The sequence below is a fragment of the Thalassospira permensis NBRC 106175 genome (genome assembly GCF_000714555.1).
Taxonomy (GTDB): domain Bacteria; phylum Pseudomonadota; class Alphaproteobacteria; order Rhodospirillales; family Thalassospiraceae; genus Thalassospira; species Thalassospira xiamenensis.
In genome coordinates this window covers 59,193-84,946 of the sequence record NZ_AUNC01000002.1, presented here as the reverse complement: position 1 = coordinate 84,946, position 25,754 = coordinate 59,193, and the positions used below count along the sequence as shown (strand labels likewise).

The following is a 25,754-nucleotide window of genomic DNA, read 5'->3' as shown; positions in this document are numbered from 1 at the left end:
ATGACCTATATCATCGAAGGTTCAACCGGCCCTTGGGAAATCGTTGTCGGTCTGGAAGTCCACTGTCAGGTGGTTTCCAAATCCAAACTGTTTTCCGGTGCATCGACCACATTCGGTAACGATCCGAACACCAATGTCAGCCTTGTTGACGCGGCCATGCCGGGCATGTTGCCGGTCATCAACGAGGAATGCGTGCGGCAAGCCGTCAAGACCGGTCTTGGCCTTAAAGCCAGGATCAATCTTGAAAGCGTCTTTGCACGCAAGAACTACTTCTATGCCGATCTGCCGCAGGGCTATCAGATTTCACAGTTCGACAAACCGATTGTCGGCGAGGGGACCATTATTCTCGACATGCCTGATGGCTCGACCAAATCGGTTGGCATTGAACGCCTGCATCTTGAACAGGATGCCGGTAAATCGATGCACGATCAGGACCCGAAATATTCGCATATCGATTTGAACCGTTCGGGCGTTGCCCTGATGGAAATCGTGTCCAAGCCTGATATCCGCACCCCGGAAGAAGCCGGCGCATACCTGACCAAGTTGCGCGCGATTGTGCGTTACCTGGGCACATGCGATGGCAATATGAACGAGGGTTCGATGCGTTGCGATGCCAACGTTTCGGTCCGTCGTCCGGGTGCCGAATTTGGCACGCGTTGCGAAATCAAGAACGTCAACTCCATCCGTTATGTGATGCAGGCGATCGAGATCGAAGCAAAGCGTCAGGTCGAAGTCATCGAAGCCGGTGGCGAAATCGTTCAGGAAACCCGTCTTTACGATCCGCGTCTGGGTGAAACCCGTTCGATGCGGTCCAAGGAAATGGCACATGATTACCGCTATTTCCCGGACCCGGATCTGCTGCCGCTAGTATTCGATCAGGCATTCGTTTCCGAAATCGAAAAGACCCTGCCGGAACTCCCGGACGAGAAAAAAGCCCGCTTCATGCGTGAAAACGGTCTGTCGGCTTATGATGCCGGTGTTCTCGTTGCCGATCAGGAAAAGGCCGCCTATTACGAAGTTGTTGCCAAGGGCCGCGATGGCAAACTTGCCGCGAACTGGGTGATCACCAACCTGTTTGGTGCGCTCAACAAGCTGGAAGTTCCCGTCACCGAAAGCCCGGTTACGGCCGAAAATCTCGGCAAACTTCTGGACCTGATTTCGGATGACACCATTTCGGGCCGTATCGCCAAGGACGTCTTTGAAATCATGATCGAAACCGGCAATGATCCGGAAAAGATCGTCGAAGAAAAAGGTCTGAAGCAGATCACAGATACCGGTGCGATTGAAACAGCAATCGACGAAGTCATTGCGGCCAACCCGGACAAGGTTCAGGAAATCCGCGACGGCAAGGACCGCATGCTGGGCTGGTTCGTTGGCCAGGTCATGAAATCCACGGGTGGCAAAGCCAACCCGGGCATGGTCAACCAGATGCTCCGCGACAAAATCCTCGGCTGATTTCAATCATCAGAAGATGTGCAAAAGCCGCCCGTTTCGATCTGAAACAGGCGGCTTTTTGTTGGGTTCTATGTGTCGCTAATCATCTTCAACGTTAATGAGCCAAATGTTGCCTGAAGATTTCATAAAACATATTTTTGTAGAATTGGGAGGCACCTGAGCTTTTTGTCGTTAAATCACAGATTTGCTGCCTGTAAGAGTAGGTTCAGGTTTCTTGGAGATGGCTCAATACCCCGATCTCTTTCTGCTTGCAGCATTTCATAGCTTAGAACAATAACGCGAGCCGCCTCCGATATGCTCCATGTCCTATTGTTTTGTGAGCGATAGGATTCAATTTCCTCGAGAATCATGCGTATTAAATCGGGGTCAATCACGCGCGCTTGATCCAGCACTTCGCTTCTCAGCATGCTGCCCCTTCCTGTCAGCAGCCAGCTTGCGTCTATGCCCTTATCAACCAGTACAGCCAAAGATGATGCTTTTGGTTCATTTTTGTCCAGCTCGTAACGTTCCCACGATTTGCGTGTAAGTCCGGCAAGGTTTGCTGCTTCCGATGCACTAAGCCCTAGATGCTTTCTTGCCTCTCTTATTCGCTCACTAAGGTTGGTTATCATAACTGCTGTTCCTGTATGGAATTGGAGTGTGAAGAATCAAAAAAACATGAACCTTTGATTTATTTAGATTCTCAAAATTGATACTTTTGGGTTTAATGGTCTAAAAAAATACCACTAAAGGTGTTTTTTCTTGATTTTGGTTCATTTTTGTACCACTGTTTCTCTGTCTTTGATGGTGTGTGCAGAGTGAACTTCAGTGCCAAACTGAAATGATCGCCTGTATCCGTGCATAAGCGATGTTTTGCCCGGGCGATATTTGGCATTCGCGATCTATCTGCGCTTGACTGTTAACTTTCCGACTGGGGTGTTGGTTAATCTCAAGCAAAGTTTGAGACGTGATTATACACAGCTTGGCGAAGTGCTCAGGATGATCGTCGCACAGTGTTTATTTCCTGTAAGCATTCTGAAACCTTAGAAAACCTTCGTGATGACTTGAGGCAATGTCGCATATTTCATCTCAGGTTGCGTGCGGGCAGGTCATGTTCATTCAAAGCCATTGATTGCATGGGACAATTTTGCTCAGAGCGAAACAGTTTCCTCTGATTGCGGCGTGAAATGAATTCATTCTTTTGTATCAAGGCTCCCTCTAGATGTGTGGTTCTTTTTTGGGGGAACAATACTAAAGGATAGTTATTGGGGTGTGGGGTAGTAATATGGGGCTTCTAAAGCGAATTAAAATTGCCATCAAAGTTGCTGGCGGTTTTGGCGTGATGTTGGTTTTGATGATCACGGTGTCGGCGATCTGCGTTATTGCATTGATGGATGCAGACAGTAATTTCAACGAGTACCGGCAGATTGCACTGCAATCAAACCAAGCTTCACGTGTTCAGGCCAATATGCTTGAAGCTCGTGTCTCGGTTTTGAATTTTCAGATGAGGCAGTCTCCTGAAGCACTTGAAAACGCAAATCAAAGATTGGAAACAACCAAAAAGCTTAACGCCGAATTTTTGTCTCTTGTTAAAGACCCTGACTATCTCGAAAGTGCGAAAGCTGTGGATCAGGATATTGCGACTTATGCTGCGGCGGTTCGCGCGTTAAGTGCAACCAAGGATACTGCGGAACAACAACGTATCGCTGAAAAGACCCTGAACGTTCTGGGGCCAAAGGTCGCAAGCGACATCGAAGAACTCAAACTGTCCTTCAAAGCCAAACAGGATGAGATTGGTCCTAGAGCAAAAGCAGAAAACGCTTTTGCCATTTCGCTTGCCGCAATTATTTCTGCAATTGCTGTGGTGGTCGGTTTGGCAGCAGCGTGGCTGGTCGGTGTTGGTATTTCGCGTCCGATTATTACCATTACAAACGCGATGCGGGTTCTTGCCGGAGGCGACAAAACCGTCGATATCCCCGGACAGGATCACAAGGATGAAATTGGTGATATGGCCAAGGCGGTGCTCGTGTTTAAAGAAAACATGATCAAGGCAGAGGAACTGGCCGCCCAGGAAGTCGAAGCCCAGAAACAGCGTGAATCCCGCGCCAGGTTGATCGAAAAACTGACCGGTGATTTTGAAGGTGATGTATCGGTCGTTCTGAAAACGGTCTCGGATGCAGCGACCGAAATGCAGCATACTGCAACGTCAATGACGGCAACCGCGGAAGAAACCAGTCGTCAGTCAACGGTTGTTGCTGCGGCGGCCGAGCAGGCATCAAATAATGTTCAAACCGTTGCCAGCGCATCCGAAGAACTAAGTGCATCGATCTCTGAAATCAGCCATCAGGTTACCCAGTCATCCCGTGTGGCGGATAAGGCTGTTGTGGAAGCGCAAAGTACGAATGCACAGGTTCGTGGACTTGCAGAAGCGGCTCAGAAAATTGGTGATGTTGTCGGTTTGATCAGTGATATTGCGGCACAGACCAATCTTTTGGCTCTGAATGCCACGATCGAGGCTGCCCGCGCAGGTGAAGCAGGCAAAGGTTTTGCCGTTGTCGCGGCCGAGGTGAAAAACCTTGCTAATGCGACCTCCAAGGCCACCGAGGAAATTACAAATCAGATAACCGCAATCCAAAGCGAAACAGAGGGCGCTGTTGTTGCCATTGATTCCATCGGAACAACCATCACCGAAATTAGTGAAATTGCATCGGCAATAGCCAGTGCGGTTGAACAGCAAGGTGCCGCAACCGATGAAATCAATCGGAACGTCCAGGAGGCTTCTGCGGGTACCGGCGAAGTAACGGCCAATATTCACGGTGTCAACCAAGCCGCGGCATCAACCGGGGCTGCGGCCGAACAAGTTCTTTCTGCCTCCAATAATATGTCTCAGCAGGCAGATATCCTGCTTCAGAAAGTCGAAGCTTTCTTGTCGGCGGTAAAGGCTGCTTAGGCTGTCTGCTACGTTTCGCCAAGGCTCGGGCGCTGATATGGTATTATGAATGCCACCGATCTTGTTTCGGCGTTATCTTTCAATGGTTAAGCCTGATTTAGCATGCGGGCTTAACCATTTTTCTATGTGCAATTTGCTTGGTGCCCGATGAAGTGATCCTGATGTTCCATTTTTTTTGCAAGCTCAGAGGCGAAATATTTTCCTAAGTGCCCGCAGTCCGGTAATCGCGCGGTGATGCGCCAAGGATGCGTTTGAACATATTGCTGAACGCGGCGGGATTGTCATAGCCAAGGTCCATCGCAATCGTTGTAACGGCTTCACCTGCGGCCAGTCTTGGCAGGGCGGCAAGGATGCAGGCCTGTTGACGCCATTCGACAAAGCTTGATCCGGTTTCCTTGCGAAACTGCCGGGTAAAGCTTCGGCGGCTCATGCCCAGATGATGGCACCAGTCATCGATGGTTTCATGCGGTGTCGGAGATGCCAGAAAGGCACGGCATTTTTCCCGTAATGCGGCCTGTTCCGGTAGCGGAAGCGACAGTGGCAGGATCGGCAACCGTTTGATTTCATGTTCGATCAGCGCCATCAGTGTACCATCACGACCCGCCATGTCATATTCCGCCGGGACGGCAACCGCTTCGATCAGTAAATGACGCATCAGCGATGAAATGCCGACCACCTTGCACTGGTTGTCCGCCGCACCAAGCCGGTCCGGGCGCAGATAAAGCGACCGCATTTTGACATCGCCAAACAGGCGGACCTCGTGGATGACCCCAGCGGGGATCAACATGCCGCGCTGGGGCGGCATCATCCATGCGCCTTGTGGGGTTGATGCCATCAAAACCCCGGTCATGCCATATAGCAACTGATCGCGATCATGGCGATGGGCGGCAATCACATGACCATCGGGATAATCCGTACCCAATGCGATAACCGGTCTTGGAACTTCGCGAAATGATGACATTGATGCCTGTCTGTGATGATTGGCCCAGTCTGGTAATAAATTGACCCTAACGCGGTGGTGGGCCGTTTTGCAATTTTTATAATGACGATCAACGCACCAAGGCGTGCGTTTAATGTCATTTCAACGAGGTCCCCGATGAACGAAGCCGTTCTCAACCGACCGCAAGTCTCCCGAACCGTTTTGCCGGTTCTGGGTGCGGCCAGTTTCTGCCATTTGCTGAACGATATGATCCAGTCGCTATTTGTCGCGGCTTATCCGGTGTTCAAGGGCGGCTTTGACCTATCCTTTGCGCAGCTCGGTCTATTGACCCTGACCTATCAGGTGACGGCATCACTGTTGCAGCCCTTTATCGGCCATTTCACCGACCGTCGGCCGCAACCTTATTCCCTGCCGTTTGGTATGGGGATGTCGATGGCGGGGCTTCTGGTGCTGTCCTCGGCAACCAGTTTTGCGATGCTGCTTGTGGGCAGTGCGATGCTCGGCGTGGGATCATCGATCTTTCACCCGGAATCCTCGCGTCTGGCGCGTCTGGCATCGGGCGGGGCGCATGGATTTGCGCAGTCGCTGTTTCAGGTGGGCGGCAATGTCGGTTCAGCCATCGGGCCGTTGCTGGTGGTCGCAGTGGTTTTGCCGCACGGACAGGGCAGTCTGGCATGGTTTGCCTTTGCCGCATTGGCTGGGGTCGTCATCCTGACCCTTCTTGGGCGCTGGTATAAACGCAACGGCCATGCCGTGCGCCGCCCGCGTGTTGTTCATCTGGCGGCAAATCTTCCGGCCCGACGCCAGGTGATTGGCGGCCTTCTGGTTCTGTTCTGTCTGATGCTGTCGAAATGGTTCTATCTCGCCAGCTTCACCAGCTATTACGTCTTTTACCTCATGGAAAAATTCCCGCTCTCCGAAGGCGATGCGCAGATTTATCTGTTCATTTTCCTGGCTTCGGTCGCGGCAGGAACCCTGATCGGCGGATCGGTGGGCGACCGGATTGGTCGCAAAAAGGTGATATGGGTATCGATCCTTGGAGCACTGCCCTTTGCACTGATCCTGCCTTATGTTGGATTGGGGGCGACCGTGATGCTCTCGATTGCCATCGGTCTGATCCTGTCATCGGCATTTTCGGCGATTGTGGTCTATGCGCATGAACTTGTGCCGGGGCGTATTGGCATGATTTCCGGGCTGTTCTTTGGCCTGGCCTTTGGGCTTGGCGGGATTGGTGCGGCCATTCTTGGCGTGATGGCTGATCATTTCGGGCTGGGGCTGGTCTATCAGGTTTGCGCATGGTTACCGGCCATTGGTTTCCTTGCGATTTTCCTGCCTGATATCGAACATGTCGACAAAGCCTGAATGCGGGAAACCGAAACGCAGAAGACCGCCCATCGGGGCGGCCTTCCGCGTGGATATCTTGATCGATCAGGCCAGTTCGCGGGCCGGATAACCGGCATCGTCAATGGCGGCGATCAGGGCTGCGACATCGGGATTGCCGGTCACGGTTACTTCGCCCTTTGCAAGGTCGATATCGGCTTTCTCAACCCCCGAAACGCCCTCGACAGCTTTGGTAACAGTGGCAGCACAATGGCCGCAGCTCATTTCATCGACTTTCAGTTTCAGCATTCCGGTGGCTCCGTCAGGTTGGATTCGATAATCCGACTATGGGGCTTCCAGTTGCTGGAAGGTCAAGCGATTATTTACCAAGCAGTTTGATAACCTCATCTGCGGCCGCATCGCTGGATGCAGGGTTCTGGCCAGTTACCAGTTTGCCATCGACAACCGCATGGGACGCCCACATGTCAGCGCGTTCATAAAGGCCGCCCTGTTTGGTGAATTCGTCCTCAATCAGAAGCGGTACGACCTTTTCAAGGCCGACGGCCTTTTCTTCGTCATTGGTGAAGCCGGTGACTTTTTTGCCCGCCACCAGCGGCTTGCCGTCTTTGGTTTTGGCATTAACGAATGCCGCCGGGCCGTGGCAGACGGCGGCAACCGGTTTGTCCTGTGCAACAAATGCCTCGATCAGTGCGATGGATTTGACATCTGTTGCCAGATCCCAAAGCGGCCCGTGACCGCCGGGATAAAACAGCGCGTCGTAATCATCGGCTTTCAGGCCATCAAGCGTCACGGTATTGGCGAATGCTTTTTGCGCTTCCTCGTCACCCTCAAACCGTTTGGTTGCCTCGGTCAGGGCATCGGGAACCTGACTGTTGGGATCAAGTGGTGGCTGACCGCCCTTGGGGGAAGCCAGCGTGATATCGGCACCGGCATCGCGGAACCGGAAATAGGGGGCGGCAAGTTCTTCCAGCCAGATACCGGTTTTGTGGCCGGTATCGCCCATTTTGTCGTGGGACGTCACAATCATCAGAATACGCATCGTTTTGGTCCTTGATATGTGAATAGGATTTGCACCAAGCGTAGGATGCTGATCTAATTTGCGCCAGATCGAAGAATTGGACAGATTGTCAAATTAAATGAGCGCATGAAATGTCAGCACTGGATGAAGTTCGGGCGATGATGATTTTCGCCCGCGTGGTCGAGGATGGCGGGTTTTCTGCCGCGGCGCGCAAGATGGGGCTGAGCCGGGCTGCGGTGTCTCATCAGATCAGGCAGCTTGAAGCCAAGCTTGGCGTGCCGTTGCTTCGGCGCAGCACCCGCAATTTCAGTCTGACCGATGCCGGGACGCGTTATTACGACAGCTGCCGGACGATTGCGCTGGAGGCCGAGGCCGCCCGCAAGCGGGTCGAAATCCTGCGTGACGAGCCGGTCGGCAAAATATCGATCACTTCATCGGTGCATCTGGGCACGCTTCGCATCGTGCCGATCCTTGACCGGTTTCGTCAAACCTATCCCGGGGTGGCGATTGATGTTCATCTGTCTGACGAGGTTGTCGATCTGATCGGGCGAGGGATTGATATTGGCATCCGGTCCGGGCCGCTTAAAAGCTCGGAGCTTAAAAGCTTCAAGCTCTATCAGACCCACCGGATCATTGCGGCGTCGTCGGGGTATGTTGCACGGGTGGGCTTGCCCGAAACCCCCGAACAGCTCGCCGATCATGACTGGGTGATGTATAGCCGGGTTCCCGAAACCCTGCGCCTGATCTGCGATGATCAGGAAAAATCCATTCGGGTATCGGGTAGTGTCCGGGTTGATAATGCAACCGCCCGTCTGCAATTCCTGCGTGGCGGGCACGGGCTTGCGGTTGTGCCGTTTTGCGATATTGCCGATGAAATTGAGCGCGGCGATGTCGTGCATGTTCTGCCGAACTGCAAATTGCCCGATCTTGAAGTTTTTGCCGTCTTTCCGGCCGGTGTGACGCGCAGTGCCAAAATCCAGTCGCTGCTTGATTTCATGCGCCGCGAACTGCGCGATATCGATATGGGTCGCAATGGCGGATAACCGTTTTTGGCTGCCGTTGTCATATTGATCAATCCCGATTGATCGGCTATTCCCCAATAATGATTTTCGGGGGAAACCATGGCCAAGCTGTTCTTTTATTATTCGTCGATGAATGCGGGCAAATCGACGACGCTTTTGCAATCGAGCTTCAACTATCAGGAACGCGGCATGCAGACGCTTCTGCTGACCGTGGCGTTTGATGATCGGTTCGGTGTCGGCAAGATCGCATCGCGCATTGGCCTTGAAGCCCCGGCCGTCTTGTTTGACGGCAATACCGACCTGTGCGCCCTGATCAAGGAAAAGCTGGATGAAGGCCGGATTGATTGCGTGCTGGTGGACGAGGCACAGTTTCTGACCAAGGATCAGGTCTGGCAGCTTTCCGATGTCGCCGACAAGCTTGGCGTGCCGGTGCTGTGTTATGGCATCCGTACCGATTTTCAGGGGCAGCTTTTTGAAGGTTCGAAATGGCTTCTGGCCTGGGCGGACAAGCTGAGCGAGCTTAAGACAATCTGTCATTGCGGACGCAAGGCCGGGATGGTTCTGCGCGTTGATGAAAACGGCAATACGGTGCGCGAGGGGGCCCAGGTCGAAATCGGTGGCAATGATCGCTATGTCTCGGTCTGCCGACAGCATTTCAAGGAAGCGATGGGCAAATAAGCCGCCCGAATCCCTATTTTTCACAAAAAATGTTTAATCACATCGATTATTCATTTTTACTCAGGAATAAATCAGGGACGTGATTTCCGGTGCGATCAGCTTGTAAGCCACCAACCACATCACCGCACAGGTGACCCCATCAATGATTTTCCAGGTAATTGGCCGCGCGACATAGGGCGCCAGCCACGCCGCGCCCAGCGCGATGGCAAAGAACCAGACAAAGCTCGCACTCATCGCGCCAAGCGCAAAGGTCAACCGTTCGTCGGCTGGGAATTGCCCGCCAATCCCGCCCAGCATGACAACGGTATCAAGATACACATGCGGGTTCAGGAGGGTCACGGCCAGCGTCGTCGACAGAACTGCCTTCCAGCCCGCCTGCCTGACATCGCTTTCTGACAGGGTTTCGTTTTCAAACAGACGCCTGAGCGCTGCAAACCCGTACCAGATCAGGAAGGCCGCACCGCCCCATGCCGCGATTTGGGTCAGGATCGGGTAGGTGGCAACCAGTGTTCCCAAACCGGCAACCCCGGCAGCAATCAGGATGGCATCACACAGCGCACAGACAAATGCCACCATCACCGGATGGTTGCGACGCAATCCTTGCCCGAGAACAAAGGCATTCTGCGCGCCAATGGCAATGATCAGTCCGCCGCCAAGGCCAAATCCGGTCGCAAAGGTCAGAAGCATTTTTCATCCCGCAAAATCGCTGTTGATGGGGCAGGGATAGCAGTTTTAAGAAATAAGAAAATCGAATTATCATGATATAGTATTAGTAAATTTTATGACAGAAGTGCGCGAGGCAGCGTATGGCCTGCCCTGGTATCGTTTGGCTCGCAAGCTTGTTTTAGCAGCATGGAAGCATCGTCGTGACGACAGGTGATATACCCTGATGGGGGCGATACATCTTTGGTGGTAGGCGATACATCGATGAAGGGGATGCGTGGCTGGTGGATAAGGCGGGGATAATAAAATGATCGATTACAAGCTGTTGCAGGCCAGTGCCGAGGTGATCCGGCATGGCAGTTTCGAAAAGGCGGCGCGTGATCTTGGTCTGACGCAGTCGGCGATATCGCAGCGGGTCAAGTTGCTGGAAGACCGGCTGGGGCAGCCATTGATCATCCGGTCTAAACCGATTGCCGCGACCGATGCGGGCAAGCGGCTTTTGCAGCATTATCAGCGGGTCAGTCTGCTTGAGCAGGAATTATATGATGAACTGCCAAAGCTGCATTCGGCCAACCGGTTTGGCCAGATCGCGATTGCGGTGAATGCCGACAGTCTGGCGACATGGTTTTTCAATGTGCCCAAGAAGCTGTTTGATGAGCTTGACCTGCTGGTGCATCTGACGGTTGAGGACGAGGCCCTTAATCACGAGGCACTTCAGGCTGGAACGGTGTTGGGCGCGGTCAGTTTGCGGCCCGATCCGATACAGGGATGCCGGGTGCGGCCATTGGGCTCGATGCGCTATATCATGGTGGTATCGCCGGAATTCCGTGACCGGTATTTTGCCGATGGGGTCACGGCGGATGCGTTGCGATCCTGCCCGGCGGTAAATTTTTCGCGCCATGACGAATTGCAAAACCAGTTCTTGAGCAGGTATTTCGGATTGGTGCCGGGGGAATTTCTGGCCCATACGGTGCCAAGTTCACAAGGTTTCGTTACCGTGGCCGAGCAGGGTATCGCCTATGCCGTGGTTGAGGAGCATCAGGCGGCGGAGGGTTTACAGAGCGGACGGTTGGTGCAGCCGTGTCCGCATGTAATCGAACGGCCGCTTTATTGGCATCACTGGAATATGCAAAGCGGATTGCTGTCGCAGGTGAACGAGATTGTTCTGGGCGAAGCGCGCCATTATTTGCCCAAAATCGGGAACTAAACGGTTGGGATCGCGTTTGTTTTCGGGTTTGGCGATATGGCATGCCGATCCATCGGCTTTGCCAATCGGATTTGACAGGGGATGAATTCTGCCGCTTACTCATATGACTTCCAGATTGTGCGCTAATGCCTTATGGAAACAGGAAGATTGAATGTCGCATCGCCTTGTTGCCTGTGAACATTGCGATTACCTGCATGTCGAAGACGACATTCCACCGGGCTTTGTGGCACGTTGCATCCGGTGCGGGTCGCCCTTGTATCAGGCGCAGAAGGGTACGGTTGAACGGCCTCTGGCCTTTGCCATTACGGCACTTGTCCTGTTTCTGATTGCCAATTCATTTCCGATCCTGACCTTTGCCATGGAAGGACGCACCGAAAGCAATACGTTGCTGAGCGGGGTTGTGACCTTCTGGCAGGAGGGGTTCCCGTTTCTGGCCTTTATGGTCGCGTTGACGTCGATTGCTGCCCCGCTGATGCTGATCGGGGCTTATATCTATGTGCTCGCGCCGCTTTATTTCGGGTTCGTGGTGCCGGGCTTGCGGGCAGTCTGGCGTGTTTTGGCTGTTATTCGGCCTTGGTCGATGCTTGATGTGTTTCTGATCGGACTTCTGGTCGCGCTGACCAAGCTTACGGATTTTGCCGATGTCATTGCCGGGCCTGCCTTTTATGCAGTTTGCTTTCTGATCCCGACGACATTGCTGATGAGCACGACGCTGGATCCAAGGACGATCTGGCGGCGACTGGCGCCGGAAAATTTGCGCTATGCGACGTTAGAGGATCTGGAAGAATTGCGTGCCGGTACCGGGCAGGAGAAGGCAACAGGCTGGATGACCTGCGAGATCTGTGCGTTTGTCGTAACGGACAGTGCCGCACGGGAAACCGGGGGCAAATGCCCGCGTTGCGGGACGCATCTGCATCATCGCAAGTCGGGCAGCCTGTCGCGGGCCTGGGCACTGCTGGTGACAGCGGTCGTTTTGTATATCCCGGCCAACATTTTTCCGATCATGACGATCACCTATCTGGGGCGGGCGGAATCCGATACGATCCTTTCCGGGGTGGTGGTGCTGTTGCAATCCGGGCAATGGCCGATTGCGATTGTTGTCTTCACCGCCAGCGTCGTGGTGCCGATCATGAAGATTATCCTGCTTGGCTGGGTTTATGCCGCAACGGGTCTGGGGCTTGCCGGGCCGCTTCGCGAACGGACATTGATCTATCGCGTGACCGAACTGATCGGGCGCTGGTCGATGATTGATGTGTTTATGGTGTCGATACTGGCAGCACTTGTGAAATTGGGTAACATAGCAACCGTTGCACCGGGCTTTGGTGCTGTGGCCTTCTGTGCCGTGGTCATTCTGACCATGCTGTCGGCAATGGCATTTGATCCGCGGCTGATCTGGGATCGGGCGGGAATGCAAAAGGAACAGGGGATGTCATCATGACGGACGACACCAGCCGGAATGCCGGTCAGGGGCAGCCAGGCAGGCCCGATGTGAAAAAGGCATTTCAGAACCTGCCGGTCATCTGGATCGTGCCGATTGTCGCGTTGATCATCGGCGGTTGGCTTTTGTGGCGCGATGCGGCAGCCAAAGGACCAGAAGTTACCGTGACGTTCGAAACGGCCGAGGGACTGACCGCGGGCAAAACCGCCGTGCGGTATCGTGATGTTGATGTCGGACAGGTTACCGAAATCAATCTGAGCGAGGATTTCGGGCATGTGGTTCTGACGATGCGGATGAATTCGGATTTTGAACCCTATCTGACCGATAAAACCAAATTCTGGGTGGTACGCCCGCGCGTTTCCGCACAGGGGATTTCCGGCCTTCAGACCATCGTTTCAGGGGCTTATATCGAAGCGGTTCCAGACAGGTCTGGCCAAGAGGCCCGCGAGTTTACCGGATCGGAAGAACCGGAATATGTGCCTGATGGATCGGACGGAACACGGTTTATCCTGATGGCGGAGGAACTTGGTTCAGTCGCGTCGGGAACGCCGGTTCTTCTGCGCGGGGTAGAGGTTGGCGAGGTCCTTGATACCAATCTGGATTCCGCAGCCGAAAAGGTGTCGATCCCGATCTATGTCCGCAAGCCGTTTGATGGATTGGTCAAGCGCGATACGCGTTTCTGGAATTCCAGCGGCATCAGTCTTGATCTGAATGCGGAAGGCGTATCGGTGCGTGCCCAATCTGTTCGATCAGTTTTGGCCGGTGGCATCAATTTCTATACGCCTGACGAAAGCCTGAATTCGGAAACAGCGAAACCCGATACGGTGTTCCGGTTAAATGACAGCCGTAAACAGGCGGAAATTCTGGCGTATGGCATCACGCAGAAATACATGCTGTATTTCGATTCCTCTGTACGCGGGCTTTCGCCCGGCGCGCCGGTTGAATTCAATGGCATTCGCGTCGGCACGGTCAACAGCGTCAATCTGGAATATGTCGTTCCCAATCAATCGTTCCGGGTGCCTGTTGAAGTGACGCTGGAGCCCGAACGGGTGCAAATGGTCGGCAATCAGGACACCGCCGATGTCGATTATGCGAAGATCATGGATGTTCTGGTCGAACGTGGTTTGCGGGCACGTCTGAAAACCGGGAGCTTTATAACCGGCCAGCTGTTTGTTGATCTGGGCATGTATCCGGTGACACCACCCCGCTATCTGGGCGATGCGCAGGGGAAAATTCCAGAATTGCCGACATTGCCGCAAAAGATCGACGAGATCAGCAATTCCCTGTCCTCGTTGCTTGAAAAGGTTGAAACATTCCCGATTGAGGAAATCGGCATTCGACTGCTGGGGACTGTCGAGGGGATGGAGAACATTGTTACATCGCCTGCGATCATTGAGAGCATGGATAGCCTGAAACAGGCGGCTGCCGGGGTGAACCAGCTTGTGACGAACCTTGATACCAGCGTGTTGCCAGCCACTCAGAAGGCGCTAGAATCCGCGCAGGTTGCACTTGGCGGTGTACGTGACGTGACATCGCCGAATTCGCCGATCCGCTATAATTTTGAGGAAACTCTGAAAGAGCTTTCGGCGGCAGCCCGGTCGTTGCGGGATCTGGCCGATTTCCTTGAGCAAAATCCGAATGCTCTGATCCTGGGCAAACCGGGCCGCCGGGAGGAAGAATGATGCGGGAAATGCAAATGAAACCGAAAACAACGGCGACAATTCGCAAGCGGCTGATCGCGGGGGTGTTCTTGGCATCGCTTGGCTTCCTGTTCGCGTGCAGCACACCGGTTCAGGAACGTTATTATCTGTTATCCCCCGACGATGTTGCAGCCCCGTCGGGGGCCACCCGAACGGCGGTGATGGGGGTGGGACCGATAACCATCCCAAGCCATCTTGATCGCAGCCAGATTGTGACGCGCAGTAGTGACAACCGGCTGGTGATCAACCAGTTTGATCGCTGGGCCGAGCCGCTGGATGAAAACATTCAGCGGGTGTTGATCGAAAACCTTGACCATCGGTTGAGCCCGCAGCGGATCGAGACATTCCCGTGGAACTCGCGCGACGGGGTTGTCTGGCAGATCGTGGTCGATCTGGGACAGTTCGAACGTCAGCCGGACGGTTCGGTGCAGATCGCAGCGCGCTGGAAAATTGTCAATTTCAATTCGGGTGAAACCGCCGTATCCGAACGGTTTACCGATTCCGTGGTTCCCAAGGATACAACAACCGAGGCAACTGTCGCTGCCATGAGTGTCCTTTTGGGGCGGCTTAGTGATTCTATTGCCCAGTCTTACAGGTAACCCAAAATATGTCGGGTCGGAAGAGGGCTCCCGATCTTTGATTTGGTCGGTTTTTTGTTGGGGAACCGGAATTCAATCTATTGTTTTTAGCCCAATATTCACCTTATAAAGAGACATAAACACAATAACTGGGACATGCGCCTGACTATGAAATGGCATGCAAATGTCGCTCCAAACAGGACGTTAGGGAGCCAGTGCGCGGTATGTCGGATAAGACATTTGAAGTACGTGTCCAGCGTGGGGACCGCTGGATCATTCATTCGACCTTTGATGTCGAAAGAGAGGCACTCAGCGAGGCTGAGAAGCTTTTAAAAACAAAAGTCTCTGCTGTCAGGGTCGTTCGAGATTGGGAGCGTGCCGACGGTCGTCATGTCGAAAAAGTGATTCTGGAGAAGGCTGGCTCCAGCGATGGCGATGATCAGGATGTGCGTATTTCGCACATTGACGATGCTCCTTTGTGTGATTCCGATAATGATCTTATACAGTTTGAAAGCCGGGCCACCATCAATCGGCTGCTACGCAAATATTTCGATCATGAAATTCTGACACCATCCGAGGTAATGTATAATTACCAGAACCTGCGAAAGCTGATGTTCCACGATACATTGATGCCGACAGCGGTTGACAAGGTAGCGGGCATTCATGCCAGGGCGACAGGTGGTGATTACATGGCTGCTATGGACAAGCTTCATGAAGCGATTGATCAGCTTGCCGCCCGTGCCCGTGAAGTTGAAAAAGTCGATCTTCCGGCATTTGAAGATGTTACCATTTCTCAAGTTCGTGATGAGATCGGTAACTTGCGTCTTGCCGAAGATACTGACTTCCTAACGATGGTTGCGCTTACGCGCGCGTTGTCAGCCAACCGCAGCTGGGTCGGAAAGCTGGATTTGGTATTGCAGCTAAAGGGTGACGAGAAAGACGACGCAGCGCGCCAAATCCTGGACGATGTCGTTACGGATATCCTGGGTTCTCCTGTTGCCCTTAAGGAATTGCTAGGGAGTTCGAGCAGCTTTGGTGAGGCTATCATTCTGCACATTGACTTGGCGATGGGGCGAGCTCGCGGTAATCCCGGAGCCGCAGATGATATCCTTGAGCTGCTTAATCCGCTGTTTGGGGCCGGTCTGTTGGCAGGTGCGCAGAATGCAATGTTTGATTACATTGTTCGTGAATTGCGCAGTCCCAATACCCTGACAAACCGGGAAAATGCCCCCGATCCCATGGTGGGTATTCTTGACAGATTGATCAGTGAAAAAGGGGTTTCTTATGACGGGCCAATGGTCGCCGCGCTGGCCGAGCGTGGTGCACGTATACGCAATATCGGCGGTCCGCGGGCTTTGATTGAGGGAGTGGCTGAAATCACCGAACGTTTGCGAGCCAATTGGCGCAAAATGTCTTGGCTTTTGGCCGTTGCCAATTCCGGAATCGTCGAGAGCTATGGTGATGAGTTATTCAAACTGCTTTTGGGTACGGTTAAAGACATGCAGGGTTTGCGGGCTTTCTGCGATAGTGATGCGAAGCCACGCGCCAAAATGGTAACTGTTAGCGCAATGAACCAGGCACTTCTGGACTCAGAACTGCCGAACAAACAAAAACAGCGGATCGGAAGAATGCTGGACGAGGGCCTGGCCGATTATCTGGTGCGTGAAAAGGTGATCGAGCGGATCGACAATCCGTCGCTTCATCTGCGCAAGCGCGCCTATATGCTGGTGCAATTCTGTTCGAGTGGCGTGCTGATTGAGGGAAAGTCGGCATCGATGGCGCGAAAAAGGGTCGTCGGATATTTGAAGCAGCCCAATTTCACCGACAAGCTGGTTGATGACATCAAGGACATAACGGCCAAGGAAGGCACGATTCGTGACTTCTATGCCCTGCTGCAGCGAAGCGGTTTTTAGGGTGGCTGAACCCGGGGTTGGTGGGGAGACGCAGTAAAAACTGCGAAGAGACACATCCCGCGAAGATTGTTGCAGCATACGCTGTGGCAAGATTCGTGGGGTGTTTGTCATTGTTGCCATTCGTTTCGTGAGGCATGCTGCATTCCTGATTAAAGGGGATCGCCATGCCAGAGCGCATTATCAACACCACAAGCATCAGAATGATTGCCTGTTTTGCCTTTGACGATGTCATGAGCCTTGACGTTGTCGGGCCCTTACAGGTTTTTGCATCCGCCAATGCCGAGCTGGAGCGGCAGGGGCGTGAACGCGGCTATGAGGTGCTGGTGATTGCCGATGCGGCAGGGCCAGTGCCGACATCGGGCGGTTTCAGGCTGTATGCCGATCTGGATTGGCGGGAGTTGGAGCTGCAAGCGACCGATACGGTGCTGATTGCCGGGGGCGATGGTGTCAATCGGGTGCGCGAGCGGCGGGATATACTGGATTGGCTGGTGCAGGTCGAAATGTGCGTGCCAAGGCTTGGTTCGGTCTGTTCCGGAGCGTTGATCCTTGCCGAGGCAGGATTGTTGGACGGGCGTCTGGCAACCACGCATTGGTCGCGATGTGATGAGATGCGCAAATGTTTCCCCAAGGTCGATGTAACCGAAGATCGTTTGTACAGTTATGATGCGCAGGGCCTGGATGGCGATCCACATATCTTTACCTCGGCCGGGGTGACGGCGGGTATTGATCTGGCGCTAGCACTGGTGGAGGCGGATCACGGGCGGGTAATTGCCCTTGCCGTAGCACGACGTCTGGTGATGTTCTTAAAACGGCCGGGCGGGCAGGCACAGTTTTCTGCCTATCTGACACCCGCCATCGGAACCACGGCACAGCTTGCCGGGTTGCTGGAATGGATACCGGGCAATCTGGATGGTGATCTGTCGCTGGAGGCATTGTCCCTTCGAGCGGGCATGTCGGCGCGGACTTTTTCGCGCGTATTTACCCGCGACCTTGGCATGACACCGGCACGTTATGTTGAACGGGTCCGGATCGAAGCCGCGCGTGCCCTTTTGCATGATGATGGCATGACGGTGACGCGTGTGGCGCGGCTTTGCGGTTTTGGTCATCCGGAAACCCTGCGCCGGGCCTTTCAACGCCATTTATCTGTCAGTCCGCAGGAATATGCTGATCGTTTCGGACGAAGGCCGGTGGCCGTTCCGGTTTAGGTGAACGGCGAAGATATTTTCTTAATCATCTGTTTTTATTGGAGTTGGCAACATGCTGTTACTGACCAATGGATCAGTGCGTCTGCTATTTATTGCCCAGGCGCTTTACTGGTCCTGTTCGCTGATCGGGATAACCCTGACATCACTGATTGGAATTGATCTGGCACCGATGGCGGAACTGGCGACCCTGCCATTGGCCTTGCTGGTTGTGGGCAATCTGGTTTGTGTGCATCCGCTGTCGATGATCATGCAGCATTATGGCAGGCGCACGGGATTGTTTCTGGGAGCGGCGAGCGGCGTGGTTGGCGGTGCTGTCGTGGCGGGTGGTGTGTATCAGGCGGAATTTTTGCTGGTGTGTCTGGGCACGTTTTTGATTGGCGGATATCAGGCATCGGCAATGTATTACCGTTATGCCGCCCTTGAGGCGGTCCGCGATGATCAGAAAGGTCGTGCGGCGGCACTTGTGGTTGGTGGAGGTATTCTGGCGGCGCTGATCGCGCCGGAAATTGCCAGCTATACGCGTAACATGGTCGCGATTCCGTTTTCCGGATCGTATCTGGCATTGGCCGGGTTGGCGACCATCGCAGCCCTGATCATGTTGATGTTGCGTGATGGCGGGGTTCCGGCAAAAACGCGCACCGGTGGTGCGGTCATGCTGGAACTGTTGCGCCGTCCAAGGTTGCGCGGGGCGATTGCCATCAGTGCCGCGGGGCATGGCATCATGATCCTTGTGATGACGGCAACACCGCTTGCCATGAAGTTTTGCGGGTTTGATGTCGATACGGCGGCGAATGTCATTCGCTGGCACATTATCGGCATGTTTTTACCGGCCTTTGTCGCCGGCCCGATGATTGATCGGTTTGGCGCGCGTTTGATGGCGATGGTCGGCGCGCTGGCGCTGGTGTTCAGTGTGGCCTTTGCCGTGTCGGGGATCAGTTTTTCGGCGTTTCTCATCAGTTCGTTCTTGCTTGGGATCGGTTGGAACCTGATGCTTCTGGCGGGGACGACGCTTTTGGGCGAGGGGCATGACGCATCGGAACGCGGCCATGCGCAAAGCCTGATGGAGCTTGGCAACAGCATTACCGGAACCGTGGCATCGCTGGTGGCAGGTGCGCTGATTGCCGGGGCGGGCTGGAACATCATCAATTTCGGTGTTTTGCCGGTGCTTCTGGTTGCCATTTTCCTGATGTGGGCGGGGGGCCGCAAACCGGTGACGCAAGGCGCATGACGTACATAAAGAAACCGCCGGTCAAACGACCGGCGGTTCGAGTTGCAGGGCGAACGGGGAGTGTCGCCCCGGCGCGATCTCGTATCGCGTGGTGTCACGGGCGGGAATGACCGCGCCGCTGTATCCGGGCAATAAAAAACCGGCCCTCAGGCCGGTTGTGCATTCATTGTCGGGCTGTGGGCCGCGACGAATTCCTTGATCTTTTGCAGGACAAATTCACGAGATGAGTTTTCACGGGTGCGAAACAGCACTTCGCGATCATGAATGACAAGACCGAGATAGACCGGGCTTGTGTGGCCTTCCTTGCTGAGTTTCAGGGCGCGAAGGGTATGACCGTTGTCATCCGTGCTCTGATAGATGGTGCGCATGATGCTTTAACCTGCTTTCTGTCTCTGACGGGTTCAAACCGGAAAAAGAAGCTTACAGTGCCCTTATGACAGCCAAGTTTTTCGCTGCGATGACAGCAATATGATGGTTTGAAGACTCTTTTGATCCTCAACCGCAAAAGGCAATGGCAAAGCCCCTCAAAAAGCTGGTGGTTTCATTCGCCCGATTTGATAAAAGAAAACGACCAGATCGCCTGTTTCCGGCATTGACATGGGATGATGCGATGTTTAAGAAAGGCGTCGTTCCGCACGGAACAGCAAAGAGATAAGGGCAAGTGGCCGAGTGGCTGAAGGCGCTCCCCTGCTAAGGGAGTATGGGGTCAAAAGCCCCATCGAGGGTTCGAATCCCTCCTTGTCCGCCATTGATCAAAGCACCCCAAAAGGGTGCTTTTTTCTTTTGGACCGGGAATAAAACAATCATTTCAAACGTTATCGTATCAGGCGGGCTCGCTAATGGCGTTCTCGAACATCATCTATGATGGATCAGCTTTAATAATCCGACGAGGTTGCGATGATGTATTTCGATCAGTTCAAGTCCATCGCCAAACCATTGTTACTTGCGGGTTCGACCTTGCTGGCAGTGATGGTTCTGACGGCAACGGCGGCTGCGAGCAAACCGGCTGCTGCGCCAGTTTACGAAATCGCGCAATCGGGTGGTTTTAGCCAAGAAGAACGGCGTATCATTTATGACGTGCTTGATGCGGTTGACCGCAATATTGGCGATGACGAAAATCGAGGCAAAGGTGGCAAGAGCAAGGACAACGGCAAAGACGGATTGCCACCAGGCATTGCCATGAAGCTTGAGCGCGGCGGCACCTTACCCCCGGGGATTGCCAAGCGCGATCTTCCGGCGGATTTTCAGTCGCGTCTGCCATATCGTTCGGATGCCATTCGCCAGATTGTCGGCAATGATGTGGTCCTGATTGAAAAGGGGACCGATATCATCCTTGATGTGATCCGCGATGTGGTGCGCAACTAGCATCAGATGCGGTACCGACAAAAAACGCGGCGAAAATCTCACCGCGTTTTTTGTTAGTATATCTTTTATCTTTGCAGAAAATCAGGTGAAAGCGTTGAAGGTAATGATTGTCTGGGTGTCCTTGATATGGGGCAGCAGATGGATTTTTTCGTTCACATAGCGCCCGATATCCTGCCCGTCCTCGATATAGACCTTGACCAGCAGTTCGAACGGGCCGGAGATCGAATAGACTTCCGAGACCCCTTCGATTTCCTCGACCAGTGCTGTGGCAACGTCATAGGCTTTGCCCAGATCGCATTTCACGAAAATGAAAAAGGGATGCATCGGTGCGGCTCCGGTATTTGGGGATAAAAATTATGCCCCAAGCTATCGCGGTGCGGCGGTGGTTTCAATCATTACTGCGGCGAATATACGCTACGTATTACGATTGCGGCGGGCGGCGCAGCATTTCAAGATGTTTGATGCGCGCACGCACCTGTTCCGGGTTATGCTGCCCGACCCCTTCAAGCAGGGTTTCAAGCATCACCATGCTGGCCGCCGAGCTATCCCATGTCGTGCCGGTTTCGATGCGCACCGGAAAGACATGCCGGGCGAATTGCGCAATCGGACTGAGCCACTGATCGGTAAACAGGATGATTTTGGCGTCCTGTTTTGCGGCGGCCTCGGCAAAGGCAATGACATCGGCCTGATAACGCCGGACGTCGAAGACCAGAAGCACATCGCGTTTGCCGATATCCAGAAGGTCTTCGGCCCATTTGGCACTTTGGCCCGAAACGCGCCTAACGTGGCTTCGCATGGTGCGCAGATGTTCATAGGCATATACCGCAAGGGCGGAGGTGAACCGCCCGCCAAGGATATAGACCGATCCCTTGCAGTCGCCGATCAGTTCGATGGCACTTTGCAGTTCGGCCGGATTGATATTGGCAAGGCTTGTGCGGATGTTGCTGATGGTGGCCTCAGTCATTTCATGAAGCAATTCCCCCATCGGATGACCGGAATGATTGCGCGAGCGGGGCAGACTGCTTCGCGTTAAAGGCGATTGCAGGCGGGCTTCGAGTTCGCCGCGCAGGCGCGCCTGCATGTCGGGATAGCTGTCAAAGCCGATCTTGCTGGCAAAACGCAGCACCGTTGGGGCAGAAACGCCACACCGTTCGGCGAAGGTCGCCACCGTTTCAAGGCCAGCCATCGGATAGTTACCAAGCAGAGCTTGGGCGAGCTTGCGTTCCGATGCGGTCAGTGTATCGGCTTTTTGCGTGATCTGTTCGGCGACCGTTGGCTTTGTAGCCTGCTGCTTCACATTCAAAGGCGAGATTTCCCCGGTTATGCCATCCGCATGGAATGGCCAAACACCCGCAAAGTGCGCTTATGCATTGTTCGGGCGCGGTTTACCTTGTCTGACATACAAATACAATGATTGTAATGAATTTTACAATATTTGATATTCTTGTCATCAAAATTGAAATCATGTAACGTTCGTTACAGAGGGGATAAAACCCGCGCCGCAAAAAGCGGTGCAACAATTCAACGGCTTGGCAAAAGTCGGTCGCCCGGGAGGCGGTTCATCACACGGTACGGCCTTGCAAAAGGTAGTGCAGACAAGGGGATGCAATATGGGTTGTCAGGGCTGCGGATACTTCCATCCAGATTTGGTGTCGATGTTCGACCTGTCGGGTTTTTCCGGGCGGTAAGGCATTTCGGATCACCGTTCGTGTCCGCCGGATGCGAACGGTGAGGATCGTATTTGCAGATGACAGGCCAGCCGCTGTTGCGACCGATAGAACAGGGAGATGTTGGGGTGGCGTTAGATGCCTGAATTTATCAAGACCTACGTCAGATGGGTCGATTGCGTGAACCGGATCATCGGCCGGTTTGCGATGTATCTGATCTTTGCGATGCTTGCGGTGCTTTTATATTCCGCGGCCACCAAGCTTATGGAATTTCCGGCCCTTTGGACGCTGGAAACCGCGCAGTTCCTGATGGTGTCGTATTTCCTACTGGGTGGGGGATATTCCATGCAGCTGGACTCGCACGTTCGGATGGATTTGCTGTATGGCGCCTTGTCGCCGCGCAAACAGGCCGGGCTTGATGCAATCACAATCCTGTTTCTGATCTTCTATCTGGCGTTTCTGCTGTATGGCGGCGTTTCATCGACCGCCTATGCGTTCGAGTATGGTGAAACCAGTTATTCCGCGTGGTCGCCGCCGATGTCGCCGATCAAGGCGATTATGACCTTTGGCGTGTTCATGATGTTGCTGCAGGCGATTGCAACCTTCTTCAAAGATGTGGCAGCCGCCCGCGGGGAGAGCCTTTCATGAGTTATGAGATGATCGCTCTTCTGATGTTTTCCACGATGATGCTGATGCTTCTGACTGGGAAACGGGTTTTTGGTGCCATTGGTTTTGTTGCCGTTGTCTTCGCGCTTGGCATGTGGGGGGATGGCGGTTCTGAAATGGCGTTCAGTGCAGCGATGAAGCTGATGAAGTGGTATCCGCTTCTCACACTGCCGCTGTTTGTCTATATGGGTTACATGCTTTCCGAATCCGGTCTGGCAGACGATCTTTACCGGATGTTCCATGTTTGGATGGGGCCGGTCCGCGGTGGCCTTGCCATCGGGACGATTGTTTTGATGGTGGCGGTCTCGGCCATGAACGGGCTGAGCGTTGCGGGCATGGCGATCGGAGCGAGTATCGCGCTGCCGGAACTTTTGCGACGCGGCTATGACAAGATTATGGTGACCGGGGTTATTCAGGCGGGCAGTTCGCTTGGCATCCTTGTGCCGCCAAGTGTGGTTCTGGTGCTGTATGGCATGATCGCGCGTCAGCCTGTAGGGCAGCTTTGGCTGGCGGGGGTATTTCCCGGGTTGCTGATGGCCGCGATGTTCATCGTTTATATCGCCATTCGCTGCTGGCTGCAGCCCGATATGGGCCCGGCACTGAGCAAGGAAGAGCGCGCGGAAATCACCTGGGGTGACAAGATCGGATTGCTGAAGGCGGGGATTGTTCCGCTGTTCATCTTTTTCTCGATGACCGGTCTGTTCCTGATGGGGATTACGTCGCTTGTGGAAAGTTCGGCGGTGGGGGCACTTGCCGCGACCATTGCCGCCTTTGCCAAGCGTCGCCTGACCCGTGGGGTCATGGAAGAAACCCTTCGCAAGACACTTTCGATCAGCTGCATGTTTATGTGGATCATTCTGGCGGCACTGGCATTTGGTGCGGTGTTTGACGGGCTGGGTGCGGTCAAGGCGATTGAAAGTTTCTTTGTCGATCAGCTTGGACTTGGTCCGTGGCAGATCCTGATCATGATGCAGATTTCCTTCATCCTGATGGGCATGTTCCTTGATGACACGGCGATGCTGGTGATTGTCGCACCGCTTTATGTGCCGCTGGTCGGCGCACTTGGTTTCGATCTGGTCTGGTATGGCGTGCTTTATACCATCACCTGCCAGATCGCCTATATGACGCCGCCGTTCGGCTACAACCTGTTCCTGATGCGTGCCATGGCCCCGCCAGAGGTGACGTTAAAGGACATCTATAAATCCATCACACCGTTTGTGATCATCATGGCGATGGCGCTTGGCATTGTGATGGTGTTCCCGCAGATCGCGCTGTGGCTGCCGGAATGGCATTACGCCCGGTAACAATACGAATCCGATACCGGCGGGGTCGCAGAAGGCCCCGCCGTTCAAAACAAAATCAATTCAGGGGAGGTTTGAATTTCCAACAACAGGAGGCGCTGCCAGACCCGTTAGGCGGGCAGGGCAGTTAATGAATGCGTTAACGAACTTCATCGATCAGGGAGATGATACAATGACGACGAGACGCGACTTTATGAAAAAAGCCGGTGTTGCAACCGCAGCAGCGGGTACGACCGCCTTTGCCGCACCTTATGTCAAGGCGCAGAATGCCAAGATCACCTGGCGTTTGCAGACCTATGCCGGTCCGGCACTGGGCGAGCATGTTATCAAGCCAGCGATTGATGCCTTTAACAAGGTCGCCAACGGTGAAATGGAAATCGAACTTTATTACGCCGATCAGCTGGTTCCGACCGGCGAGCTGTTCCGTGCCATGCAGCGCGGTACCATTGATGCGGTTCAGTCCGATGATGACTCGATTGCGGCTCCGGTCGATATTTCGGTCTTTGGTGGCTATTTCCCGTTTGCGACCCGTTACAGCCTTGATGTTCCGGTTCTGTTTGAGGAATACGGCCTGAATGAAATCTGGGACGAGGCATATGGCGAAGTTGAAGGTGTCAAATGGCTTTCGGCCGGTTCATGGGACCCGTGCCATTTTGCAACCGTTGATCCGATCAACAGTCTGGAAGACCTTAAAGGCAAACGCGTCTTTACCTTCCCGACGGCAGGCAAGTTCCTGTCGCGCTTTGGCGTTGTACCGGTCACCCTGCCGTGGGAAGATATCGAGGTTGCTGTTCAGACCGGCGAGCTTGACGGGATTGCGTGGTCGGGCATCACCGAGGATTACACGGTCGGTTGGGCCGATGTGACCAACTACTTCCTGACCAACAACATTTCCGGTGCATGGTGTGGTTCTTTCTTTGCCAATGAAGAACGCTGGAACGAACTTCCGGAACATCTGAAAGTTCTGTTCAAGCTGTGCATGGACAGCTCGCACTATTATCGCCAGCATTGGTACTGGGGTGGTGAAGCCAAGCTTCGGACCCAGGGTACGAAGCTGAAGCTGACCTCGATCCCCGATGCGGAATGGGCGACGGTTGAAGCCGAAGCACATAAATTCTGGGACGAGATTGCACAGACCAGCCCGCGTTGCGCCAGAGTTGTGGACATCTTCAAACAGTATGCTGCTGTGATGGAAAAAGCGGGCAAGCCGTATCGTTACAGCTAAGCCAATCGGGAATGGTCACATTTGACCGGGCAGGGGGCGCAGGCGCATCATTTGTGTCTGTGCTCCCTGCATTCCCTAGGGTTTAGTTGATGTTCCGGTTTGTAACAAATAATACAAAAAATCAAAATTTATGTTTATTTGTTACATAGTGTAATTTATGTTACGCAGCAAGACGTCACAAGACGCGATGACCAAAAACGGGCAGGAACCGGTCA

The 25,754-nt window shown here is 53.8% G+C and carries 24 protein-coding genes and 1 tRNA gene; 17 read left to right on the top strand and 8 right to left on the bottom strand.

Going from position 1 to position 25,754, the window contains the following annotated elements; all coding sequences use genetic code 11:
- On the top strand, positions 1 to 1,455 hold the full coding sequence (gene gatB / locus SMB34_RS02625) for an Asp-tRNA(Asn)/Glu-tRNA(Gln) amidotransferase subunit GatB (protein ID WP_037987559.1): 1,455 nt from the start codon (positions 1 to 3) through the stop codon (positions 1,453 to 1,455).
- A 176-nt stretch (positions 1,456 to 1,631) separates the two neighbouring features.
- On the opposite strand, the gene SMB34_RS02620 is transcribed toward gatB, so the two are convergent.
- Entirely contained in the window at positions 1,632 to 2,066 is a 435-nt protein-coding gene (locus tag SMB34_RS02620) for a helix-turn-helix domain-containing protein (protein ID WP_037987558.1), read from the bottom strand.
- A gap of 653 nt (positions 2,067 to 2,719) precedes the next feature.
- Between SMB34_RS02620 and SMB34_RS02615 the strand changes: the two genes are divergently transcribed.
- On the top strand, positions 2,720 to 4,384 hold the full coding sequence (locus SMB34_RS02615) for a methyl-accepting chemotaxis protein (protein ID WP_037987557.1): 1,665 nt from the start codon (positions 2,720 to 2,722) through the stop codon (positions 4,382 to 4,384).
- 202 nt (positions 4,385 to 4,586) lie between these two features.
- On the opposite strand, the gene SMB34_RS02610 is transcribed toward SMB34_RS02615, so the two are convergent.
- On the bottom strand, positions 4,587 to 5,345 hold the full coding sequence (locus tag SMB34_RS02610) for an AraC family transcriptional regulator (protein ID WP_037987556.1): 759 nt from the start codon (positions 5,343 to 5,345) through the stop codon (positions 4,587 to 4,589).
- A gap of 135 nt (positions 5,346 to 5,480) precedes the next feature.
- Between SMB34_RS02610 and SMB34_RS02605 the strand changes: the two genes are divergently transcribed.
- Positions 5,481 to 6,686, top strand: a complete 1,206-nt coding sequence (locus tag SMB34_RS02605) for an MFS transporter (RefSeq protein ID WP_037987555.1) — start codon at positions 5,481 to 5,483, stop codon at positions 6,684 to 6,686.
- Positions 6,687 to 6,752: 66 nt separating this feature from the next.
- Here the strand turns inward: SMB34_RS02605 and SMB34_RS02600 are convergent, their stop codons facing one another.
- Positions 6,753 to 6,953, bottom strand: coding sequence for a heavy-metal-associated domain-containing protein (locus SMB34_RS02600; protein WP_007089898.1), 201 nt, complete (start codon positions 6,951 to 6,953; stop codon positions 6,753 to 6,755).
- A 70-nt stretch (positions 6,954 to 7,023) separates the two neighbouring features.
- Positions 7,024 to 7,704 (bottom strand): type 1 glutamine amidotransferase domain-containing protein, encoded by a 681-nt coding sequence (locus SMB34_RS02595; protein WP_037987554.1) that lies wholly within the window; start codon positions 7,702 to 7,704, stop codon positions 7,024 to 7,026.
- A gap of 110 nt (positions 7,705 to 7,814) precedes the next feature.
- On the opposite strand from SMB34_RS02595, the gene SMB34_RS02590 reads away from it, so the two are divergent.
- The gene (locus tag SMB34_RS02590) at positions 7,815 to 8,726 is read left to right on the top strand and encodes a LysR family transcriptional regulator (RefSeq protein ID WP_037987553.1); all 912 of its coding nucleotides are present in this window, start codon (positions 7,815 to 7,817) and stop codon (positions 8,724 to 8,726) included.
- 78 nt (positions 8,727 to 8,804) lie between these two features.
- Positions 8,805 to 9,383 (top strand): thymidine kinase, encoded by a 579-nt coding sequence (locus SMB34_RS02585; RefSeq protein WP_037987552.1) that lies wholly within the window; start codon positions 8,805 to 8,807, stop codon positions 9,381 to 9,383.
- Between the two features lie 60 nt (positions 9,384 to 9,443).
- On the opposite strand, the gene SMB34_RS02580 is transcribed toward SMB34_RS02585, so the two are convergent.
- The gene (locus tag SMB34_RS02580; RefSeq protein WP_037987551.1) at positions 9,444 to 10,070 is read right to left on the bottom strand and encodes a LysE/ArgO family amino acid transporter; all 627 of its coding nucleotides are present in this window, start codon (positions 10,068 to 10,070) and stop codon (positions 9,444 to 9,446) included.
- A gap of 283 nt (positions 10,071 to 10,353) precedes the next feature.
- Here SMB34_RS02580 and SMB34_RS02575 point away from each other — a divergent pair, with 283 nt between their 5' ends.
- The 7 genes from SMB34_RS02575 (at position 10,354) to SMB34_RS02545 (ending at position 19,315) form a co-directional block, all read left to right on the top strand.
- Positions 10,354 to 11,253, top strand: coding sequence for a LysR family transcriptional regulator ArgP (locus SMB34_RS02575; protein ID WP_037987550.1), 900 nt, complete (start codon positions 10,354 to 10,356; stop codon positions 11,251 to 11,253).
- Positions 11,254 to 11,404: 151 nt separating this feature from the next.
- Positions 11,405 to 12,691 (top strand): paraquat-inducible protein A, encoded by a 1,287-nt coding sequence (locus SMB34_RS02570; protein WP_037987549.1) that lies wholly within the window; start codon positions 11,405 to 11,407, stop codon positions 12,689 to 12,691.
- On the top strand, positions 12,688 to 14,373 hold the full coding sequence (locus tag SMB34_RS02565) for a PqiB family protein (RefSeq protein ID WP_037987548.1): 1,686 nt from the start codon (positions 12,688 to 12,690) through the stop codon (positions 14,371 to 14,373). Before SMB34_RS02570 ends, SMB34_RS02565 begins: the two co-directional genes overlap by 4 nt.
- 14 nt (positions 14,374 to 14,387) lie before the next feature.
- Complete coding sequence (locus tag SMB34_RS20565; RefSeq protein WP_167332727.1) at positions 14,388 to 14,990, top strand: PqiC family protein; 603 nt, start codon at positions 14,388 to 14,390, stop codon at positions 14,988 to 14,990.
- A gap of 203 nt (positions 14,991 to 15,193) precedes the next feature.
- Positions 15,194 to 16,882, top strand: a complete 1,689-nt coding sequence (locus SMB34_RS02555) for a hypothetical protein (protein ID WP_037987547.1) — start codon at positions 15,194 to 15,196, stop codon at positions 16,880 to 16,882.
- A gap of 164 nt (positions 16,883 to 17,046) precedes the next feature.
- Positions 17,047 to 18,087, top strand: coding sequence for a GlxA family transcriptional regulator (locus SMB34_RS02550; protein ID WP_084716464.1), 1,041 nt, complete (start codon positions 17,047 to 17,049; stop codon positions 18,085 to 18,087).
- A gap of 52 nt (positions 18,088 to 18,139) precedes the next feature.
- A complete protein-coding gene (locus SMB34_RS02545) occupies positions 18,140 to 19,315 on the top strand; it encodes an MFS transporter (RefSeq protein WP_037987546.1) in 1,176 nt (391 codons plus the stop codon).
- 146 nt (positions 19,316 to 19,461) lie between these two features.
- Here SMB34_RS02545 and SMB34_RS02540 read toward each other — a convergent pair whose 3' ends face one another.
- Positions 19,462 to 19,683 (bottom strand): hypothetical protein, encoded by a 222-nt coding sequence (locus SMB34_RS02540; protein ID WP_007089886.1) that lies wholly within the window; start codon positions 19,681 to 19,683, stop codon positions 19,462 to 19,464.
- 287 nt (positions 19,684 to 19,970) lie between these two features.
- On the opposite strand from SMB34_RS02540, the gene SMB34_RS02535 reads away from it, so the two are divergent.
- Positions 19,971 to 20,063, top strand: a tRNA-Ser gene (locus SMB34_RS02535).
- 149 nt (positions 20,064 to 20,212) lie between these two features.
- On the top strand, positions 20,213 to 20,680 hold the full coding sequence (locus tag SMB34_RS02530; RefSeq protein ID WP_240478725.1) for a hypothetical protein: 468 nt from the start codon (positions 20,213 to 20,215) through the stop codon (positions 20,678 to 20,680).
- Positions 20,681 to 20,761: 81 nt separating this feature from the next.
- Here the strand turns inward: SMB34_RS02530 and SMB34_RS02525 are convergent, their stop codons facing one another.
- Both SMB34_RS02525 and SMB34_RS02520 read right to left on the bottom strand, forming a co-directional pair.
- Positions 20,762 to 21,004 (bottom strand): Lrp/AsnC ligand binding domain-containing protein, encoded by a 243-nt coding sequence (locus SMB34_RS02525; RefSeq protein WP_007089884.1) that lies wholly within the window; start codon positions 21,002 to 21,004, stop codon positions 20,762 to 20,764.
- Between the two features lie 97 nt (positions 21,005 to 21,101).
- Positions 21,102 to 21,977, bottom strand: coding sequence for a MurR/RpiR family transcriptional regulator (locus SMB34_RS02520; protein ID WP_037987587.1), 876 nt, complete (start codon positions 21,975 to 21,977; stop codon positions 21,102 to 21,104).
- 508 nt (positions 21,978 to 22,485) lie between these two features.
- Here SMB34_RS02520 and SMB34_RS02515 point away from each other — a divergent pair.
- From SMB34_RS02515 to SMB34_RS02505, 3 genes are all read left to right on the top strand, one after another.
- On the top strand, positions 22,486 to 22,995 hold the full coding sequence (locus SMB34_RS02515; RefSeq protein ID WP_037987544.1) for a TRAP transporter small permease subunit: 510 nt from the start codon (positions 22,486 to 22,488) through the stop codon (positions 22,993 to 22,995).
- Positions 22,992 to 24,317, top strand: coding sequence for a TRAP transporter large permease (locus SMB34_RS02510; RefSeq protein WP_007089881.1), 1,326 nt, complete (start codon positions 22,992 to 22,994; stop codon positions 24,315 to 24,317). Before SMB34_RS02515 ends, SMB34_RS02510 begins: the two co-directional genes overlap by 4 nt.
- A gap of 169 nt (positions 24,318 to 24,486) precedes the next feature.
- Positions 24,487 to 25,539, top strand: coding sequence for a TRAP transporter substrate-binding protein (locus SMB34_RS02505; protein WP_007089880.1), 1,053 nt, complete (start codon positions 24,487 to 24,489; stop codon positions 25,537 to 25,539).
- Positions 25,540 to 25,754 lie beyond the last annotated feature (215 nt).

Excerpts from the sequence above, each read along its gene's own strand:
- SMB34_RS02575 (WP_037987550.1), top strand. The coding sequence starts at position 10,354 with ATGATCGATTACAAGCTGTTGCAGGCCAGTGCCGAGGTGATCCGGCAT.
- SMB34_RS02595 (WP_037987554.1), bottom strand. The coding sequence starts at position 7,704 with ATGCGTATTCTGATGATTGTGACGTCCCACGACAAAATGGGCGATACC.
- SMB34_RS02550 (WP_084716464.1), top strand. The coding sequence starts at position 17,047 with ATGCCAGAGCGCATTATCAACACCACAAGCATCAGAATGATTGCCTGT.
- SMB34_RS02555 (WP_037987547.1), top strand. The coding sequence starts at position 15,194 with ATGTCGGATAAGACATTTGAAGTACGTGTCCAGCGTGGGGACCGCTGG.
- SMB34_RS02615 (WP_037987557.1), top strand. The coding sequence starts at position 2,720 with ATGGGGCTTCTAAAGCGAATTAAAATTGCCATCAAAGTTGCTGGCGGT.
- SMB34_RS02620 (WP_037987558.1), bottom strand. The coding sequence starts at position 2,066 with ATGATAACCAACCTTAGTGAGCGAATAAGAGAGGCAAGAAAGCATCTA.
- SMB34_RS02590 (WP_037987553.1), top strand. The coding sequence starts at position 7,815 with ATGTCAGCACTGGATGAAGTTCGGGCGATGATGATTTTCGCCCGCGTG.
- SMB34_RS02565 (WP_037987548.1), top strand. The coding sequence starts at position 12,688 with ATGACGGACGACACCAGCCGGAATGCCGGTCAGGGGCAGCCAGGCAGG.
- SMB34_RS02545 (WP_037987546.1), top strand. The coding sequence starts at position 18,140 with ATGCTGTTACTGACCAATGGATCAGTGCGTCTGCTATTTATTGCCCAG.
- SMB34_RS02530 (WP_240478725.1), top strand. The coding sequence starts at position 20,213 with ATGATGTATTTCGATCAGTTCAAGTCCATCGCCAAACCATTGTTACTT.
- SMB34_RS02585 (WP_037987552.1), top strand. The coding sequence starts at position 8,805 with ATGGCCAAGCTGTTCTTTTATTATTCGTCGATGAATGCGGGCAAATCG.
- SMB34_RS02515 (WP_037987544.1), top strand. The coding sequence starts at position 22,486 with ATGCCTGAATTTATCAAGACCTACGTCAGATGGGTCGATTGCGTGAAC.
- SMB34_RS02525 (WP_007089884.1), bottom strand. The coding sequence starts at position 21,004 with ATGCATCCCTTTTTCATTTTCGTGAAATGCGATCTGGGCAAAGCCTAT.
- SMB34_RS02600 (WP_007089898.1), bottom strand. The coding sequence starts at position 6,953 with ATGCTGAAACTGAAAGTCGATGAAATGAGCTGCGGCCATTGTGCTGCC.
- SMB34_RS02605 (WP_037987555.1), top strand. The coding sequence starts at position 5,481 with ATGAACGAAGCCGTTCTCAACCGACCGCAAGTCTCCCGAACCGTTTTG.
- SMB34_RS02510 (WP_007089881.1), top strand. The coding sequence starts at position 22,992 with ATGAGTTATGAGATGATCGCTCTTCTGATGTTTTCCACGATGATGCTG.
- SMB34_RS02540 (WP_007089886.1), bottom strand. The coding sequence starts at position 19,683 with ATGCGCACCATCTATCAGAGCACGGATGACAACGGTCATACCCTTCGC.
- SMB34_RS02505 (WP_007089880.1), top strand. The coding sequence starts at position 24,487 with ATGACGACGAGACGCGACTTTATGAAAAAAGCCGGTGTTGCAACCGCA.
- SMB34_RS02580 (WP_037987551.1), bottom strand. The coding sequence starts at position 10,070 with ATGCTTCTGACCTTTGCGACCGGATTTGGCCTTGGCGGCGGACTGATC.
- SMB34_RS02570 (WP_037987549.1), top strand. The coding sequence starts at position 11,405 with ATGTCGCATCGCCTTGTTGCCTGTGAACATTGCGATTACCTGCATGTC.
- SMB34_RS20565 (WP_167332727.1), top strand. The coding sequence starts at position 14,388 with ATGAAACCGAAAACAACGGCGACAATTCGCAAGCGGCTGATCGCGGGG.
- gatB (WP_037987559.1), top strand. The coding sequence starts at position 1 with ATGACCTATATCATCGAAGGTTCAACCGGCCCTTGGGAAATCGTTGTC.
- SMB34_RS02610 (WP_037987556.1), bottom strand. The coding sequence starts at position 5,345 with ATGTCATCATTTCGCGAAGTTCCAAGACCGGTTATCGCATTGGGTACG.